Source organism: Acaryochloris marina S15 (assembly GCF_018336915.1).
Lineage (GTDB): Bacteria > Cyanobacteriota > Cyanobacteriia > Thermosynechococcales > Thermosynechococcaceae > Acaryochloris > Acaryochloris marina_A.
In genome coordinates this window covers 1,731,100-1,749,472 of sequence record NZ_CP064923.1, presented here as the reverse complement: position 1 = coordinate 1,749,472, position 18,373 = coordinate 1,731,100, and the positions used below count along the sequence as shown (strand labels likewise).

Genomic DNA, 18,373 nt, shown 5'->3' with positions numbered 1-18,373 from the left:
TACAAGTATACTATATTAATCAAACACCCCCCAAATCTCTGGAGAGATGTATGGCCGCCATCACTGATTCAGCCGAAAAGCAAAAAGCCCTGGACTTGGTTTTGAAAAATGTGGAGCGCACCTTTGGTAAAGGGTCGATTATGCGCTTAGGTGATGCCACTCGGATGCAGATTGAAACCATCTCTAGTGGTGCCCTAACCTTAGATCTTGCCTTAGGCGGTGGCCTGCCCCGAGGCCGGGTGATCGAAATCTATGGCCCTGAAAGTTCAGGCAAAACCACCGTAGCGCTACATGCGATCGCACAAATCCAAAAGAACGGTGGAGTCGCCGCCTTCGTTGATGCCGAACATGCCCTTGATCCCGTGTATGCCGCTGCCTTAGGGGTAGATGTCTCGGAATTGCTCGTCAGTCAGCCCGACTCTGGAGAAATGGCCCTAGAAATTGTCGATCAGCTCGTGCGCTCCAGTGCCGTCGATCTCGTCGTCATCGATTCTGTCGCTGCTCTGACACCTCGTGCTGAAATTGAAGGGGATATGGGAGACTCTCACATGGGTTTACAAGCCCGGCTGATGAGTCAGGCCCTGCGCAAAATCACCAGCAATATTTGCAAATCCGGCAGCACCGTCATCTTCCTCAATCAGCTCCGTCAAAAAATCGGCGTTACCTACGGAAGTCCCGAAGTCACCACAGGCGGGAATGCCCTCAAATTCTATGCTTCCGTCCGCCTGGATATCCGTCGGATTCAAACCCTGAAAAAAGGCACCGATATGTACGGCATCCGCGCCAAGGTCAAAGTAGCGAAGAATAAAGTCGCGCCCCCCTTCCACATTGCCGAGTTTGACATCCTATTCGGTCAGGGGATTTCCACGTTGGGGTGCTTAGTAGATATGGCAGAAGAAACCGATATCATCGTTCGCAAGGGAGCCTGGTATAGCTTCGACGGCAGTAATATTGGTCAAGGCCGAGATAATACCATCCAATATTTTGCCGATAATCCTGAGTTTGCCGAAAGCGTGGAACAACAGGTGCGTCAACGATTAGAGTTGGGAGCTGAAGTCTCTGCCAATGCCATTACGGCAGTAGAGGTAGAGGAAGAAGCCGCTTAATTTTCACCACAGACACGAATCGGGGTATGGGCCTTCCATGCCCTTTTTTTAGGCCGATAAAGCGCATTTCTCTAGGGTTTGCATCGCCTTTTTGATGATTTGTCGCACCCGTTCACGGCTGATACCCAGCTTCTGGCCAATTTTTTCCATGGACTTGGGTTTGCCATCGTCCAACCCATACCGCTCAGAAATCACGAATCGCTGGCGATCATCCAGCAACGCCATATACCCTGACAATTCCTCATCCTGCAGGAGCAGATCGAGGTAGGACTGGGTGGAATCCCCTCCTTCAATCAGATCTCCTAGGGTCGTATCTTGTTCATTGCCCACAAACTTGTCTAAAGACACCGTTTCTTGCAGGCTATGGAGATACTTTTTCAAGCGGGTTAGATCCATCTCCATGATGTTGGCAATTTCAACGATGGTGGGTTCTCGACCCAGCTCTTGGCTCAACTGATGGCGAGCCCGTTTGATTTGATTGCCCACTTGCCAATGTTTAACAGGCAACCGGACCACACGGCCTTTGTTTTGCAAGGACCGGGTGACCCCCTGCAAAATCCACCAGTAGGCATAGGTACTAAACCGATTGCCTTGCTCGGGTTCAAATTTGTCTACAGCAATACTCAAACCCAAATTGCCTTCTTGAATCAAATCGAGGAGGGGCAAACCCCGATTCTGATGTTTTTTAGCGATCGAGACCACCAATCGCAGGTTTGCCTCAATCATCTTGCTTTTTGCACGAGGGTTACCCGTTTGGACTTTTCGAGCCAGGGTAATCTCTTCCTCATGGGTCAGCAGCGGAAACCGCCCTATCTCCTTCAGATAGTAATGCAGACTGTCATGTTGCGTCGCCAATTTCTTTTCCCCACAAATAGCTGTTGTAGAGGTAGTACCCCAAAAACAGATCAATAGGAAGATAACTTCATATATCTTAAAAAAACTGCGGTTTTCATCGACCCTGTTCGATCGGGCACATGAGTGGGTAACTTATGAGGGTTGTTAATCACCCTTGAAGCGCTTAACGGTTCTGCTATTCTGCTCATGTCCATACTGATAAGCCGTTCATGAGAATTCGCGGATTAGTGAAAGCGTCAAATCGAGTGAGAGATCAACTCAAGAGTGGCATCCCCAGTCACGAAGTCTCCACCTTTCAACAGTATGTGGTGAAGACCATTCAGACCACAGACCAAATTTGTGCCCAGGCCCATATCAAACCCAGTCAACTTCCAGTACCGTCTCGCAATGCCTACAAGTTTTTGAAAGGGGTTAATCTCAAGCGTTTACCCATCATTGAATTCGATTCTAGAAACCAAGGCTCACCCCAGGGCCAAATGGAAATTTCCATCCAGCGAATTCGGAGTCAGCTCCAGTATTTTCAAGACCGAATTGCCGATCTACTTCCCGACGATACCGATGCCGAAAACAGACTGATTCAGCAGCTGGGAGAACGAACGGCACAAATTGAGCAGTTATGTGCCGCCCAGGGAGCAACACCCGGAAACTTAACTCAACAATCTCAACAAATTTACGGTTGGATGAAATTTCTCCAGAGTGACGATCATCTCCACCTGCATGCTTATGCTGTTCGCCAAACAAAAGCCATCGCTGAACAAACCTTGGCAAATCAATCGTCTGCTCGCAGTGCTCGTCCATTCAAAGAGCTAAAGCATCTCAGGCTTGAATTCACACCCATGAGTGCCCTATATCGCTGCCAATTTAAGCCTCCCCAACTCAAAATTAGGATCAACGAAGGATTTATTTTGGCCGAACCGGATGTCATGCAAGCGGTAATCGACTCCATGTTGCTGGGCAAAACTCCGAAAACCTCGACCATCATGACGGAGTACTCCCTATCGGAAGAATTTTCTGAGCTGCTGTTAGCCCTGGATCTGATGGTGGATGATCTGAGAGATATGGCTCAAGGCAATGTCTACAATCTGGATGATGTTTTTGCGCAGGTGAATCAGGCGTATTTTAACCAAGAGGTCAAAAAGCCCCGTCTTTGCTGGAGCAAAGTTTACAGCAACCGCAAATTTGGTCATTATGAGCCCAGCCGGGATCGGGTAGTCATGAGTCTGAGTCTGGACTCGGACCAACTGCCCAACTACGTGATTGAATTTGTGATGTACCATGAGCTGCTGCATAAAATTCATGGAGGTCGGACTCAAAATGGGCGTCGGTGGGTCCATACTCCAGAATTCCGACGGGATGAACGACAGTTCAAGTACTACAGTCAAGCCCAACAGCATTTAGAACAATTAGCCCGAAAACTTTAGAAAAAAGCTGTTTATCAGCTAGGGTTACTGTCGCCTTAAAAAATCGTGACAACAGCTACTGATGGGAGATTGGCGAAGGGTTGGCATAGAATAATGGAGCCGCAATCGAGGCCGCTCACGGCCAAGGTCTACCGTTAATCACCATTAAACTCAGGGATATGGGACTCAAACGCAGGGAATTTCTATTATTTGGTGGAACCTTATTGTCTGCCGGATTGTGGCAACGCTCGCTCCTGGCCCAAGATCGTCGGACCCTGAAAATCCTGGCGAAAAAAATTACCGTGCGGGTGATTACCCAAGGCACTGCTGGGTCTGGAGTATTGGTCAGTAAATCCGGGAATACCTACTACGTCTTAACCGCAGGTCATGTGCTCAAAGACACCAATCCTGGAGAAGAAGCTTACATCGAAACCTTTGATGGTCAGCAACATCCGATTGACACTTCAGGGATGCAGTCAGGTGGAACAGTAGACTTGGCCCTGGTCACCATCAACAGCAAGAATAATTATACCGTGGCCAAGCTGGCCGGGAAGAATGCCTTAAGCGAACTAGACGAAGTTTTTGTAGCCGGATTCCCACTACCAGGGCTGGCGATTACCCAACCCCAATATACGATTTCCCCTGGACAAGTCACCTCGATTGGCACCCAAGCGGGGGGCTATGGCATTACCTATACCGCTGTTACCCAACCCGGCATGAGTGGCGGCCCCGTCCTCAACCGCTTAGGTCAAGTCGCAGGCATCCACGGACGAGCCGAAGGCCAAACCGTGGGGAACGTCGCCGTCAAATCAGGCTTTAATCTGGCCATTCCCATTCACACTGCCGTCTCTCTGTTTTCCCTGGAGCAACAGTCAACGGATGTCGCCACGACGGCACTAGAGTCGTCTTTTGCCTATGTTGAGGTCAATCCTCAAGGCAAAATTGTGCAGCGAACGGAAGGAAAAGTTCCCGTTTTTCAAGACAGCTTGGGAGATGACGTCACCCTGGAAATGGTGAGCCTCCCCGGCGGAGCTTTCAAAATGGGCTCTCCTGCCCAGGAACTAGAAAGAGAAAGGGGTGAAGGCCCCCAACATCAGGTCACGATTCCGGCCTTTTCCATGGGGAAATTTGAAGTCACTCAAGCCCAGTGGCGAGCGATTATGGGTTCTAATCCTTCTAGGGAAAAAGTGTTGACTCGCCCCGTGGACAATGTGTCTTGGGAAGATGCCGTTGCTTTTTGTCAGCGCCTCTCCCAGAAAACAGGGCGGGATTATCGCTTACCCAGCGAAGCCGAGTGGGAATATGCCTGTCGAGGGGGCACCACAACCCCGTTTCATATGGGAGAAACCATTACGCCGGAGTTGGCGAATTACTGGGGCATCTACGCCTATGGCACAGGCCCCAAAGGACAATACCGCAAAAAAACCGTAGGGGTAGGGAGTTTTCCAGCCAATGCCTTTGGTCTCCATGACATGCATGGCAATGTGAGCGAGTGGTGCCAGGACACGTGGCACGAAAGCTACCAAGGGGCACCGACCAATGGTAGTGCATGGGTGAAAGAAGGGGATGCTCGACGAATCAACCGAGGGGGTTCCATGTCAGCCAATCCGCAACTCTGCCGCTCCGCTCAGCGGCGTTACAACAACTCTAGCTTCCTCACCTATGATTTGGGATTCCGGGTCGTTTGTTCAGCCTTATAAGGTCAGCTCAAGGGTGATGCCCGCTAGAGCTGGGTTGGGATAGGCGCTGAGATAAACCTGACTCATTTGTTGCAGGGCTTCAGAATAACTAAAGGCATAGACCAACTTATCCCAGGTGGGTGTGGTCGCGAACTTAATGCCGTTGGCTTTCGCGACGGTACGGCACTCGTTATAAGAACCATATCGACGCAAAAGTTCTTGCTTGTCGAGACGTTTAGGAGCCGTGGCTAAAGCCGGTGAAGCGAGAGGAGATTCTTTTTCCTTCGGGGTATCCGCTTTGGCAACGGGAGAAGCAGATTTCTCGACAGATACGTTTGTCTCCGGGGTGGGAGGGTGCTCTGGGGTGGGAGCTGCAGGAAAAGGGGAAGATGGCTTGCGATTGGGGAGTTCCTGGCTGAGGGCAGGATAGGCCATGCCTGTTCCCAGTAATCCCATCACACTTAAGCCTGCTGCTTGCAGCAGACGTCGGCGCCCCGAGGCTGGCACTTCACCCAGTTGACTAACGGCTTGCAGGGCCTCCTGGGCTGAGGGGTAACGATGCCGATGATCCTGGCGGACCATAGTGTTGAGAACTTGGGCTAGTTCAGGGCTGACGTCCGTTTTATGTTGCCAAAGGAACTCGCCTGTATCAGGATCGGTGGGAAATTCAGTTTTTACCGGATTAATGCCTGTGAGACCTCGCAAAGCGATCATGCCGACGGCATAAACATCACTATTCAGACGCGGTTTACCCAGAAGCTGCTCGGGAGGCATATAGCCCTTGGTACCGACGATGGTGGTCTGGCCAGACTGCTGGCGACTTTTAACGGAGCCAAAATCAATCAGAACAATCCGCTGATCGTGATCGCGTCTGATCAGATTTTCAGGTTTAATATCCCGGTGAATCACCTGTTTGCGATGGACAAACGCGAGGGTTTCTAAGATGTCCTGCAAAAAAGCGACGGTCTTAGCTTCGGTCCAATGCCACCAAGTCAGCTCCCGACTAAGCCCTTGGCCTGTAATATATTGCTCGACTAAATAAAACTGCCGATCCTCTTCAAAGGAGACAAACATCTGGGGGATGCGGTCATGGCTACCTAGCTTTTGGAGAACATTGACTTCCGTTTTGAAGAGACGTCTGGAGGTTCTGACCGTGAAGGGATCATCGGATTTGGGCTGCAGCTTTTTAATCACACATCGACGGTGATCATCCCGCTGTAAATCTTTAGCCAAGTAAACTTGGCTAAATCCACCTTCGCCGAGATTTTTAATAATTTTGTAGCGATTGGCTAACGTGCTCATCACTCTGCCTATTTGATTGGTGCTTGCGAAACCGGACTAAAAAGGGCAGTTAACGGTCACTGACCCGATACACTCTAGCTCAAAACATTGCTTTGGAATAAAGCCATTTGAGTCACGAGCATTTTTGGGTGCAAGCTTAACGCAGGTGTTTGGCTGCTGGAACTTTTTTCAGGAAAACTTAACAGAGCTAGTAGGCATTTTTGTCGTTAAAGAAGACGAGAGCGGTACGCAGAATAATTTTGATATCGAGCCACAAGGACCAGTGGTTGAGGTAGTGGATATCGAATTCAACCCGCTTTTCCATTTTGTCCAGGGTTTCAGTTTCGCCTCGATAGCCATTGACCTGGGCCCAACCCGTGATACCGGGTTTGACCTTATGGCGGAGCATATAGCCCTGAATCAGTTTGCGGTAATGTTCGTTGTGGGCAACGGCATGGGGCCGAGGACCGACTAAGCTCATGCGACCTTGCAGCACGTTAATAAATTGGGGCAGCTCATCTAAGGAGGTGCGGCGCAGAAAAGCCCCAACTTTGGTGATGCGTGGATCGCCTTGGGTGGCTTGGGTGACTTTTGCTCCATCTTCCATCACTCGCATGGAGCGAAATTTATAGACGACGATATTGCCACCATTCAGGCCATAGCGCTGCTGTTTAAACAGAACGGGGCCGGGGGAAGAAAGCTTAACTGAGATGGCAATCAGAACCATCAGGGGGGAAATAGCAATGGAAATTAGGGCTGCGATCGCAAAATCAATACCACGCTTAACCCAGGCCTGGACCTGAGAAAACGGCACTTCCATGACCGCGATCATCGGCAGTCCATTGAGGTCGTGAACCCGAGCCTGCATCAAATTCAGCATCATCAGATTGGGGACAAAATAGACGCAGGCCGTTGTATCTTGCAGAGCTAAAATCAGGTTTGAGATGGCTGCTTCTTCCCTCAGGGGCAGAGTGATATAAACCACATCAATGCAAGAACGGCGGACAAAATCAGGTAATTCATCCAGGTAGCCAATCAGGGGTCGGCAGCTTTCGGCTTCGAACTTGGCATCCCGATCAGCAAAGTATCCACAGAATTTGATACTTGACTTAGGGCTTTGGCCAAGCTGATCGGCCACTCGCTGGCTCATATCTCCCGTGCCAGCAATAATGGCGGTACGGGTGTAGTCCCCTGATACTCGTTGTTGTAAAGGACCACTGATGATCGGATTGAGGAGAGATAGCCCCAACGGGGATAAGACAAACCAAAGACGAGCCCCTGGGCTAGCAACATAAGCGGTGTGGCTCATATATCCCAGAAACAGTAAGGCTGCGATGACTAATCCCCATCCCAACCAAATTCTTGAGTAGTCTAGCTTAGGAGGATTAGCAGGCTGAAAGGTATAGCGCCCAACTCCCTGAAAGATCGTAGGCACGATCAACATCAGCAGCGCACTTAGGGCCTTTAGCCCATCGGGGCTGACGGGTCCAAATGCAAAAGTCGTCATCCACAAGAAACTGAGGATGACGAATAAATCTAATCCGCAAACCAACCCACTCAATAGGCGTTGATTGCGCGGCAAAACATTCAGCGGGCTGAACCGGATCAAATTTTCAGCATCCATGGTCAAAAGGTTCTGCGAACAGATAAATTGCGGGAATAATGGTGCCGGTTATAAATATTCAATTTTTATAGAGAATAGGACGACGAATAACGAGGTTGAGCGGTTGAGGGCAAAACAATGAAATGGGGGACACAGAAGGAAGGGCTGGGGAGTGATTCAGATATGTGCTTATTGTCGCAAGTCTTTACTGGAGAGAACAATCGTGAATTTACGGAGTGATTGTATGGGGAACTTGGGATAGCGATTATTGAGGGGATAAAAATAAAATAGTCAGTATTATTACGGTCGTGATAATACTGACTATGGATGGTTGGTTCGAGAAGAATGAAGTAAAAAACTAGAAAGCAGTTAGGGTAAAAATAATGTTTAGGGAGTCGTCAAGATACTTCTAAAACGCGGCAAAAAAGTATGGCTATTTAGACAGAAGCCAACCAGTCATAAATTTGGCCCAATTGATCAATATTGACTAGACCATACTGCCAAAGAATGATCGGAATCTGAGTAGCCGTGCGATCTTGAAACCGAGTGGCTAAAGAAAGTGCATCCTGGGGAAGGGCTAGTTCATCTTGCAGATATTGGATAAGTCGAGTTTGCCGATTCATAACAGAAAGTCGGGTTCAGAGGAGGATTGAACTTGATGCTATCTATGCTGGTTTAGATGACGGGAAATAGCCGTGATCTGATGCCAATCAAATTGTGATACCCATAGATGAACTGAGTGATGGGCATCACAAGGGTTAGGCAAGTCACCCGAGCTTTTTGCCGTTGTGATGGGCAACTTTGATCAGATGTTGGCGACAAGGCCGCTCTAGCCCGACTGAATCACAAAACTGATTGATGATTTGGGTATGAGTCGCAATGGCTTGTCCCCGTAATCGAATAAAGCGCTGATGGCCAAGAACATGGTCTAATCTGACAACAAATGGTGCAAACATGATCGGTTCCTAAATGGATTTCATACCTGCACTATCGCGATCCTGAGTCGGCTTCTCCAGGGAAGATCGGAAGCCTAATCAGGAACTTAAGGAACCAAGGTGATTTAGATCAAAGCCTTTTGCTCATAAGGATAAAAGCGATTGTTTAGACATGACTATACATTATGGAAGATAAGGCAATAGTCAGCGTTCTCAGTGGATCTTTTCAACACTCCAGATGGAAATGCACCAATAGAATATTTGTGATTCTTAATGGAGGAAAGATTGCTTTTCTCTGGATTAACGGGTGATTATGGCTTTGATCCATTTGGCTTCTGGTCTATAACTTCAACGTTTCGGATCAGAGGCCACAAATGATGACTGGAATGGGGTGTTTTGGGTGAAGGCTTGTGGTTAAAATTTATCTCTCTTCTACCTATAGCGACTTAAAGGATTATCGAATTGCGGTCACGTCAATCCTCCGCAAGGGGGGAATGGAGGTGGTGGCTATGGAAGATTATGTCGCATCGGGACAACACCCCCCGCTGGAGAAGTGCTTGGCAGATGTGGCCCATTGCGATGGTTATGTGGGGTTATTTGCTTGGAAATATGGCTATGTACCGCAAAAGAGCAATCCCGAGCAGCGTTCGATTACGGAGTTGGAGTATCGACAGGCAAGGAAATTAGAGAAGCCCTGTTTTATTTTCATATTAGATGAGGGGGCCACTTGGTCCCCCAAACAGATGGACCAAGTCACTGGTGAGGGTGAGCGCGGAGCGCGGATTGAGGCATTACGGCAAGACCTTGGTACCGACAAGTTAGTTAGCTTTTTTCAAGACACCAATAAATTAGCCGGCTTAGTGAGTGCGGCCCTGAATAAATGGCAAACGGAAACGCTAACAGAGCAGGGACCCGAGGAAGAATTTGAAGGCCCTTTTGAGGATATCTGTCCCTATGTAGGGCTAGAGGCATTTACGAAAGAGACGGCGCGTTTTTATAAGGGGCGAGATCAGTTTGTGCAAAAGCTATTAGCCAAGCTGAGTGAGTCTAATTTTGTTCCGGTGATTGGAGCGTCTGGTAGTGGCAAGTCTTCTTTGGTGCGGGCAGGTTTAATTCCTATTTTGGAGAACAGCGGTACATGGCAAGTTTTGGCACCCATCAAGCCAGGGGATTCGCGGCGACAACCCGTAGATGAAATCAGTCGAGTGTTGAGCCAACAATGCCAATGGCCAGAAGACAAAGATAATGTTGAATCGGCAATTGAGGCGGGAAAGCTAGCCCAGGCAGTCGATTGTCTGCCAGGTTCAGCTCCCCTGCTGTTGGTGGTCGATCAGTTTGAGGAGATATTTACGGTTTGTCCCCCAGAAAAAGAGGTGGAACGTCGTCATTTTTTGAATTTGCTAGTGGAAATTACCCAGCACCCTAATTCGCGACTACGGGTTGTCACGACAATGCGGGCGGACTTTTTTGAACATTGTTTGAACTATCGGGGTTTGGGAGAGGTGATTCAATCCCACCAAGTGCTGCTGTTGCCTATGAATAAAGCAGAGTTAGAGGAAGCCATTCGAGCACCTGCCGCAGTCGCGAAGTACAAATTTGAACCAGGGTTGCTGCCTATCCTATTGGAAAAAGTACAACAGGAGCAGAATATTTTGCCGTTGCTGGAGTTTGCATTGGAACAGTTATGGCAGCGACGACAAGGACGCACATTGACCTTTGCAGCCTACCAAGAGTTAGGGGGCGTAATGGGGGCACTCAATCAGCAGGCAGAAGAGATTTTTTCCTCTTTGCGGGAAGACGACCAAGGTTGGGCACAACGAATTTTTTTTAAGTTAGTGCGAATTGGTGAGGGGGAGAAGGATACCCGACAACGGCAACCGAAGACAGAAATTTTGGGGCTAGCCACCAAGGCTGAACAGCAAGCATTGCTGCGGGCATTGGAAAAGCTGGTGCAGGGGAGATTATTAGTGACTTACAATGCTGCTGGAATCGATTGGGTAGATTTAGCCCATGAGTCACTCATGACTGGGTGGGAACAATTTGTGGCTTGGCGGCAAGTCAACCGCGATCAACGCCGTTTACTGCAACGAGTGCTGGATGCAGCAGAGGAATGGCAACAGAAGAACCAAGGAGAGGGCTATCTGTTGCAGGGAGGCTTGCTGGCAGAGACAAGGGAGAAGTGGGCATGGCTGGAACCCGAGCTGGGGCCAAGCACCCGTGAGTATTTCCAGGCTAGCGATCAGCGAGAGCAACAACAGGTGGCTTTTTTAGAGCGGGCGTTGACGGAAGCCAAGCTACGGGAAGAGGCGATGCAGACTAGAAATTTGATTACAGCTCGTCCCATCCCGACCACAGCAGCCCGAGCCATTCGAGCAGTAGGGACTAGCCATGACAAATTGCAAGGCAAAGTGTTGACACCTATTCAAGAGGCTTTAACCGCTATGATTGCCCAAATTCGTGAATGTGGTTATTTCCAGGGGCATGAAGATTTTGTCAGTTCCGTGGCCTTTAGCCCTGATGGACAGTGCATTGTCAGTAGCAGTAAGGACAAAACCATCAGACTCTGGGATCTCCGGGGCAACCTCATCACAGAGCCCTTCCAGGGGCATGAAGGTTTTGTCAGTTCCGTGGCCTTTAGCCCCGATGGACAGCGCATCGTCAGTGGCAGTCATGACAAAACCGTCAGACTATGGGACCTCCGGGGCAACCTCATCGCAGAGCCCTTCCAGGGGCATGAAGGTTTTGTCAGTTCCGTGGCCTTTAGCCCCGATGGACAGCACATCGTCAGTGGCAGTGATGACAAAACCGTCAGACTATGGGACCTCCGGGGCAACCTCATCGCAGAGCCCTTCCAGGGGCATGGGGAATCTGTCAGTCCCGTGGCTTTTAGCCCTGATGGACAGTGCATTGTCAGTGGCAGTCATGACAAAACCATCAGACTCTGGGACCTCCGGGGCAACCTCATCGCAGAGCCCTTTCTAGGACATGAAGGTTTTGTCCGGTCCGTGGCTTTTAGCCCCGATGGACAGCACATCGTCAGTGGCAGTCATGACAAAACCATCAGACTCTGGGACCTCCGGGGCAACCTCATCGCAGAGCCCTTCCAGGGGCATGAAGATTTTGTCAGTTCCGCGGCCTTTAGCCCTGATGGACAATGCATTGTCAGTGGCAGTAAGGACAAAACCATCAGACTCTGGGACCTCCGGGGCAACCTCATCGCAGAGCCCTTCCAGGGGCATGGGGAATCTGTCCGGTCCGTGGCCTTTAGCCCCGATGGACAGCACATCGTCAGTGGCAGTAAGGACAAAACTATCAGACTGTGGGACCTCCAGGACAACCCCATCGCAAAGCCCTTCCTAGGACATGGGGAATCTGTAAGTTCCGTGGCTTTTAGCCCCGATGGACAGACCATTGTCAGTGGCAGTCCTAACACAAGAGTCAGGCTGTGGGACCTCCAGGGCAATCCCATCGTAGAGCTCCAGGGGGGCTCTGCTGTCTGGTCAGTGGCCTTTAGTCCCGATGGAAAGCGCATCGTCAGGGGCAGTCGTGACCAAACCGTCAGACTATGGGACCTCCAGGGTAACCCCATCGCAGAGCCCTTCCAGGGACATAGTCATCATGTCAGGTCAGTGGCCTTTAGCCCCGATGGACAGTGCATCGTCAGTGGCAGTGATGACAAAACCGTCAGACTATGGGACCTCCGGGGCAACCTCATCGCAGAGCCCTTCCAGGGGCATGAAGATTTTGTCAGTTCCGCGGCCTTTAGCCCTGATGGACAGTGCATTGTCAGTGGCAGTAAGGACAAAACTATCAGACTCTGGGACCTCCAGGGCAACCTCATCACAGAGCCCTTCCTAGGACATGGGGATGCGATCAGTTCCGTAGCCTTTAGCCCCGATGGACAGACTATCGTCAGTGGCAGTCATGACCACACCGTCAGACTATGGGACCTCCAGGGCAACCTCATCGCAGAGCCCTTCCTAGGACATGGAAAATCTGTCAGTTCCGTAGCCTTTAGTCCTGATGGACAGACCATTGTCAGTGGCAGTGATGACCACACCGTCAGACTATGGGACCTCCAGGGCAACCCCATCGCAGAGCCCTTCCTAGGACATGGAAAATCTGTCAGTTCCGTAGCCTTTAGTCCCGATGGACAGACCATTGTTAGTGGAAGTGATGACCACACTGTCAGACTGTGGCATGGTAATTGGCATGCCTGGTTGTCGTTATGCTGTAACCGCCTCCACCACCATCCCATTTTTACAGCTCCCCCAGACGATATCGCCCGCGAAGCCTGTAAAGTCTGTCAGCAGTTGGTGTGGGATTTAGAATAAAAACAGCAGCGAATCGCTGTCGGCAATTTGCAACGATCTTCCGTCAATTAAAGGAGAACGGGTATGGGACAGTCTGCGAAGTTTTGGGACAAAATTGCTGACCGATATTTGAAACAACCCATTGCAGATGTAGCAGCCTACGAGAAAAAGTTACAAGTTACCCAAGAATACTTTCAGCCCAGCATGGAAGTCTTGGAGATTGGCTGCGGTACTGGATCAACGGCAATCGTCCATGCTCCTTATGTCAAACATATTCGAGCCATTGATTTCTCTGCCAATATGATTGATATCGCTCAGACTAGAGCCGCTGCCCAAAATATCCCTAACCTCACCTTTGAACAGTCCAGTATTGATGAGCTAGATATCCCCTATCAGACCCTTGATGCAGTCTTAGGCCTGAGTATTCTGCATTTATTAGAAGATAAGGAAGCGGTCATTGCTAAGGTGTTTGACATGCTCAAGCCCGGTGGCATTTTCGTCACCAGTACAGTCTGCCTGGGAGATAAGATGGCCTGGTTTAAATGGATTGCCCCCATTGGCAAGTTCTTGGGACTTTTCCCGTTAGTCAAAGTCTTTACGGTGCAAGAACTCGCAGATAGTTTGACGGATGCTCATTTTAAGATTGACCACCAATGGCAACCCGGCAATGACAAAGTTGTTTTTATTGTGGCGAAAAAGCCCTCTTAAACAGTAAAAAGACAACCCATTTCTGGTTACCCACCCAGGGCAGATTTCAATTAGTAAACTGATGATGCCAATTTCTACTCAAAATCTTGGCCCATTACCAGGGGTAAAAGAGTTAAGAAGGCTGATGCAGTCTCTAGCAATATTGGATGCCATCTTGTCTCCCGATTGGGAAGATCGGTATTACTCTTTTGATACCCATTGGCACCCAAACGAACAACTCGGATCAATGCGCGATGGGAGTGGAGACTTCCTCTTTGCACTTTTCAGTCCCAATGGCTGCTTTCTCAAAGGATTTGCCCACGAATCGGTGATGAGTCCCTATCAGACAGAACCGCCCCAACTATGGCCTGGACTCTTTGAGAATATTCCTTCTGAACTCCAAGCAAGTCTGGATGAACCAGCTTTTTCAATTGAAGATACGACGTTTTGTCTTTGGCGTCAGACTTCAGATTCCCAGTGGCAGCGGGGATCTATTAACTTTCCAGAAGGCTCTGATCCAGATGGGTCAATGGAGCTGCTCACAATATTTGATCACCAACCTAATACTTATCAACAGTGGGCTGAAGCCTATTATGAGTGCTCCATTGACACGAATGTAGTCCAGCAGATCTATCAGCATTTCCCTCTCACCCAGACCATGATTCATCCGTTGAATCCTGAGCTGCTAGTTGCAGATCTGCTGGAAGATATCCAGGAAATTGGCTATCCCGTTGCAGTAGTTTGACTGTGAGATAGAGCAAGCCACAACTCGGTGAATAGGTATACCCTGGTGTTTGAAGGGTATTGTTGTGCGATCGCAACCTCATGCCGCAATCACCGCAAAGGCGAAGACGAGGCGTCGTTCTAACCAGCATTGGCTTAGAGCGGTTACGAGCCGCCATTCAGGACAGCGAAGCTCAGGACAATCAAGATAGCCGCTATACCCTGCAAGACCTCAGCGACCGCACCCAGCTCGATGCCAAAACCGTTGCCAAAGTCCTTGACGGAGAAGTAGGACTGGATAAACGCACCCTATCTTTGTTCTTTACCGCCTTTAAGCTACCCCTGCAAGAAGAAGACTTTCGCCGCCCTGAAGCTAAATCCAGTCCAGAAAAAGCCCTAGCAAATTCAGCATCTGCTGATCACCGACTGGATTTAGGAGAAGCGGTCGATATTTCCAACTTCTATGGCCGCATTCAAGAACTCGCCACCCTCAGTCAATGGTTAGGCACCGAACGCTGTCAGCTCGTGGCCCTGCTAGGAATCGGCGGTATCGGCAAAACCTCTCTATCGGTAAAGCTGGTTAAACATCTGCACTCTGAGTTTGAAGCGGTCGTTTGGCGCTCAGTTCGCCATGGCCCCAAAAATGAAGACTTGCTGGTGGATATCTTGCAATCTCTAGATCCAGAACTGACCCGCATCAGCCCGCCCCAAACCCTGCTATCGCAATTGATGACCTATCTGCGGCAGCATCGCTGTTTATTGGTGTTGGATAACTGGGAGACTTTGCTGGAGAGTGGAGCGGACTATGCTCATCCCCAGGCAGGCCAACATAAACCGGACTATCTAGGCTATGAAACCCTGTTGCGATCGCTAGGTGAAACCCCTCATCAAAGCTGCCTAGTAATCACCAGTCGCGAAAAGCCCGCCACCCTAGCGGAACTAGAAGGCCCCACTGTCCGGGCCTTAGCCATGGCCGGACTGGAACCGGAAAAAGCCTTACCCTTGCTCACCCAAAAAGGATTAACAGGAAATACGGATGGCTTCCACAAGCTGATCCAGTTTTACGAAGGCCATCCCTTGGGCCTCAAAATCGTGGCCACGGCAATTCAAGATATTTTTGCTGGAGACGTACAAGCCTTTTTAGCAGAAGGCATCACTGTCTTTAACGGTTTTCGCATCCTCCTCGATCAGCAGTTTCAACGCCTGTCTCCCCTAGAACAGGACGTCATGTACTGGTTGGCCATAAATCGTGCCCCCCTGGCCCTAGCGGATCTGCGTCATGATTTGGTGTTTCCTGTGGCCATGCCGAAATTACTGGAAGCCATGGAGGCCCTCCGACGACGGTCTTTATGTGTGGTGATCAAATCTGGCACTGAACTACCCCAATTCACCCTGCAACCGGTGTTGATGGAATATGTGACTCAGCGATTAATTGAAGACATCGGCCACAGTCTTTTGCAGCCAGAAAAGACAGAACCATCCCGTTTACATAGCCATGCCCTGCTCAAAGCCCAAGCCAAAGATGGCATCCGACACAGCCAACGCCAGGTGATTCTACAACCCGTAATCCACCTACTCTTGTCAAAGCTGCAAACCACCACCGCCATCGAGACCCAGTTGCGAGACCGAGTGAAGCAGCTCGCCAACCACAGAGATTACGCCGCTGGCAATTGCCTCAATCTACTCGTGCAGTTACAGGTGGACCTAACCGGCATCGATCTATCCCAGCTCGCCCTCTGGCAAGCCGATTTCCGGGATACAGCCCTGATCAAAGTGAATATGACTGGAGCCGACCTCAAAGATACGGTCTTTGCCACCGCCTTTCCCCATGTCGCCACCGCCGCCTTTGATCCCCAAGGAGAACGACTAGCAACGGGCCATTTCGCCAATGTGATCATGCTGTGGGATGTGAAAAATCCCAAACAAGGCAGCCAAGCCATCGGCATATTCAAAGGCCATGAAAATAATGTTTGGTCCCTAGCCTTTAGTATCGATGGCTCCGTCCTGGCCAGCGGGAGCGAAGATCAAACTATTCGACTATGGCAGGTAGATACGGGGCAATGTCTGAGCATTTTCACAGGCCATACAGACTGCATACGATCGGTGGTGATACATCCCGATGGCCAGCGACTGATCAGTGCTGGGGAAGATCGGACCTGGCGCATCTGGAATCTGCAAACTGGAGACTGTTTGCAAATTATCAAAGGTCATGAGCAAGGGATCTGGGCAATCGCCCTCAGCCCCGATGGCCACACCCTAGCCAGTGCCAGTCATGATGCCACCGTCAAACTTTGGGACCTAGAAACAGGTCGCTGTCTGCGTACTCTTAAAGGCCATACGGATTGGCTGCGGGCAGTGGCCTTTAGTGACGATGGTCAGTGGTTGGTGAGTGGAGGATGCGATCGCACCCTCCGTATCTGGAAAGTCAGCTCCGGTCAATGCGTTCAGGTCCTCACCCCCCATACCCAAGCCATTTTTTCCGCATCGTTCCTTCCCCATCAATCCGCTGTGGTCAGTGCGGGGCTAGACAGCACCATCTGTATCACCAATTTAGACACAGGCATCTGCCAGCGTCGCCTGCTTGGACACCACAGCTGCATCTATAGTGTGGCCTGTCATCCCCAGGGAGACCTGTTAGTCAGTGGGGGAGATGAACCCATGATTCGGCTGTGGGACTTAACCACGGGTCAGGCCCTACAATCCTGGCAGGCGCAAATCAACAGCACCTTATGTATTCGCCATAGTCCGGATGGCCAAACGGTCGTGAGTGGGAGTACAGATGGGGCCATTCGCTTTTGGCAAGTAGAAACAGGGACCTATCAAACCTACTGGCAACATCAGGGCTGGGTCTATGGACTAACCTTCCATCCCCAGGGTCATCTGCTAGCGAGCGCGGGCAATGATCAGCAAATTCGGCTGTGGGATGTCGCCACCAGAGAAGTCCTGCGGGTATTACCCGGCCATGGAGCCACCATCGCCTCCCTCGCCTTTAGTCCAGATGGTCAGTGGCTCGCCAGCGGCAGTTGGGATGGCACCTGGCGACTCTGGGATGTTGCCAAGGGGCAGGTGGTCCAGGCCATCCCCGGACATTTTGTCAGTGGTTTAAGCTGGAGCCCGAATGGTCAACAGATCGCCATTGGTTCATTTGATGCCAATGTACAGATTTATGATGTTCCATCTGCAACCTTATCCCAGACCCTAGTTGGGCACCCATTTTGGGCTTGGTATGTAGCCTGGAGCCCCCAGGGCAATCGCATTGTCACAGGTGGAGCAGATCAAACCGTCCGAATCTGGGATGTGGACACGGGGAAATGTCTCCATGTCTTAACCGACCATACAGATTGGGTGATGGGGGTTGTCTTTAGCCCCGATGGGCAAACCGTGGCGAGCTGTAGCAAAGATGAAACGGCCCGATTATGGTCGGTGGAAACGGGTCAATGCCTGGCTAAGCTATCTGGACATCCGAGCTGGTCCACGGCTGTTGAATTTAGCCCAGACGGTCAAACCTTGGTGACAGGGAGCAGTGACTTGGAACTCAGGTTTTGGGATGTGCAGACCGGAACTTGCCGGGAGACTTGGCGGGCCGACCGTCTCTGTGAAGGCTTAAACATTTCCAACTGCCAAAACTTGACGCCTCCCCAACAAGAAATGCTGAAATTCCTCGGTGCAATTAGTCAGTCTTGATCATGTCTCCCAGGGACATTAGCGATAATTTCAGTCCATATTTTCTTCACCAGGTACACCCCACACAGGCTCAATGCACCTATTTTTTGCCAGCCTTGGTTTGGAGT

At 50.3% G+C, this 18,373-nt stretch carries 12 protein-coding genes; 7 read left to right on the top strand and 5 right to left on the bottom strand.

Going from position 1 to position 18,373, the window contains the following annotated elements; translation table 11 throughout:
• The first annotated feature begins 50 nt into the window (after nucleotides 1-50).
• Nucleotides 51-1,106, top strand: a complete 1,056-nt coding sequence (recA, locus tag I1H34_RS08670) for a recombinase RecA (protein ID WP_212665249.1) — start codon at nucleotides 51-53, stop codon at nucleotides 1,104-1,106.
• 48 nt (nucleotides 1,107-1,154) lie between these two features.
• On the opposite strand, the gene I1H34_RS08665 is transcribed toward recA, so the two are convergent.
• On the bottom strand, nucleotides 1,155-1,961 hold the full coding sequence (locus I1H34_RS08665; RefSeq protein ID WP_212665248.1) for a sigma-70 family RNA polymerase sigma factor: 807 nt from the start codon (nucleotides 1,959-1,961) through the stop codon (nucleotides 1,155-1,157).
• 209 nt (nucleotides 1,962-2,170) lie between these two features.
• Here I1H34_RS08665 and I1H34_RS08660 point away from each other — a divergent pair, with 209 nt between their 5' ends.
• Nucleotides 2,171-3,382, top strand: coding sequence for a M48 family peptidase (locus I1H34_RS08660; RefSeq protein WP_212665247.1), 1,212 nt, complete (start codon nucleotides 2,171-2,173; stop codon nucleotides 3,380-3,382).
• A gap of 158 nt (nucleotides 3,383-3,540) precedes the next feature.
• Nucleotides 3,541-5,061, top strand: coding sequence for an SUMF1/EgtB/PvdO family nonheme iron enzyme (locus I1H34_RS08655; RefSeq protein WP_212665246.1), 1,521 nt, complete (start codon nucleotides 3,541-3,543; stop codon nucleotides 5,059-5,061).
• On the opposite strand, the gene I1H34_RS08650 is transcribed toward I1H34_RS08655, so the two are convergent.
• From I1H34_RS08650 to pgr5, 4 genes are all read right to left on the bottom strand, one after another.
• Entirely contained in the window at nucleotides 5,056-6,342 is a 1,287-nt protein-coding gene (locus tag I1H34_RS08650; RefSeq protein ID WP_212665245.1) for a serine/threonine-protein kinase, read from the bottom strand. The genes I1H34_RS08655 and I1H34_RS08650 overlap by 6 nt on opposite strands.
• 187 nt (nucleotides 6,343-6,529) lie before the next feature.
• Complete coding sequence (locus tag I1H34_RS08645; RefSeq protein ID WP_212665244.1) at nucleotides 6,530-7,945, bottom strand: undecaprenyl-phosphate glucose phosphotransferase; 1,416 nt, start codon at nucleotides 7,943-7,945, stop codon at nucleotides 6,530-6,532.
• 416 nt (nucleotides 7,946-8,361) lie between these two features.
• A complete protein-coding gene (locus tag I1H34_RS08640) occupies nucleotides 8,362-8,547 on the bottom strand; it encodes a DUF2949 domain-containing protein (RefSeq protein ID WP_010472536.1) in 186 nt (61 codons plus the stop codon).
• Nucleotides 8,548-8,691: 144 nt separating this feature from the next.
• On the bottom strand, nucleotides 8,692-8,880 hold the full coding sequence (gene pgr5 / locus I1H34_RS08635; RefSeq protein WP_212665243.1) for a cyclic electron transport protein PGR5: 189 nt from the start codon (nucleotides 8,878-8,880) through the stop codon (nucleotides 8,692-8,694).
• A gap of 389 nt (nucleotides 8,881-9,269) precedes the next feature.
• Here pgr5 and I1H34_RS08630 point away from each other — a divergent pair, with 389 nt between their 5' ends.
• The 4 genes from I1H34_RS08630 to I1H34_RS08615 all read left to right on the top strand — a co-directional run bounded on the left by I1H34_RS08630 (nucleotide 9,270) and on the right by I1H34_RS08615 (nucleotide 18,266).
• Nucleotides 9,270-13,193 carry an nSTAND1 domain-containing NTPase gene (locus I1H34_RS08630; RefSeq protein ID WP_212665242.1) on the top strand — a complete coding sequence of 1,308 codons (3,924 nt, stop codon included), beginning with the start codon at nucleotides 9,270-9,272 and terminating at the stop codon, nucleotides 13,191-13,193.
• Nucleotides 13,194-13,256: 63 nt separating this feature from the next.
• A complete protein-coding gene (locus I1H34_RS08625; protein WP_212665241.1) occupies nucleotides 13,257-13,880 on the top strand; it encodes a class I SAM-dependent methyltransferase in 624 nt (207 codons plus the stop codon).
• 61 nt (nucleotides 13,881-13,941) lie between these two features.
• Nucleotides 13,942-14,604 (top strand): hypothetical protein, encoded by a 663-nt coding sequence (locus I1H34_RS08620; RefSeq protein ID WP_212665240.1) that lies wholly within the window; start codon nucleotides 13,942-13,944, stop codon nucleotides 14,602-14,604.
• An 80-nt stretch (nucleotides 14,605-14,684) separates the two neighbouring features.
• Nucleotides 14,685-18,266: an eIF2A-related protein gene (locus I1H34_RS08615; protein WP_212665239.1), complete on the top strand. Its 3,582-nt coding sequence runs from the start codon at nucleotides 14,685-14,687 to the stop codon at nucleotides 18,264-18,266.
• Nucleotides 18,267-18,373: the final 107 nt, after the last annotated feature.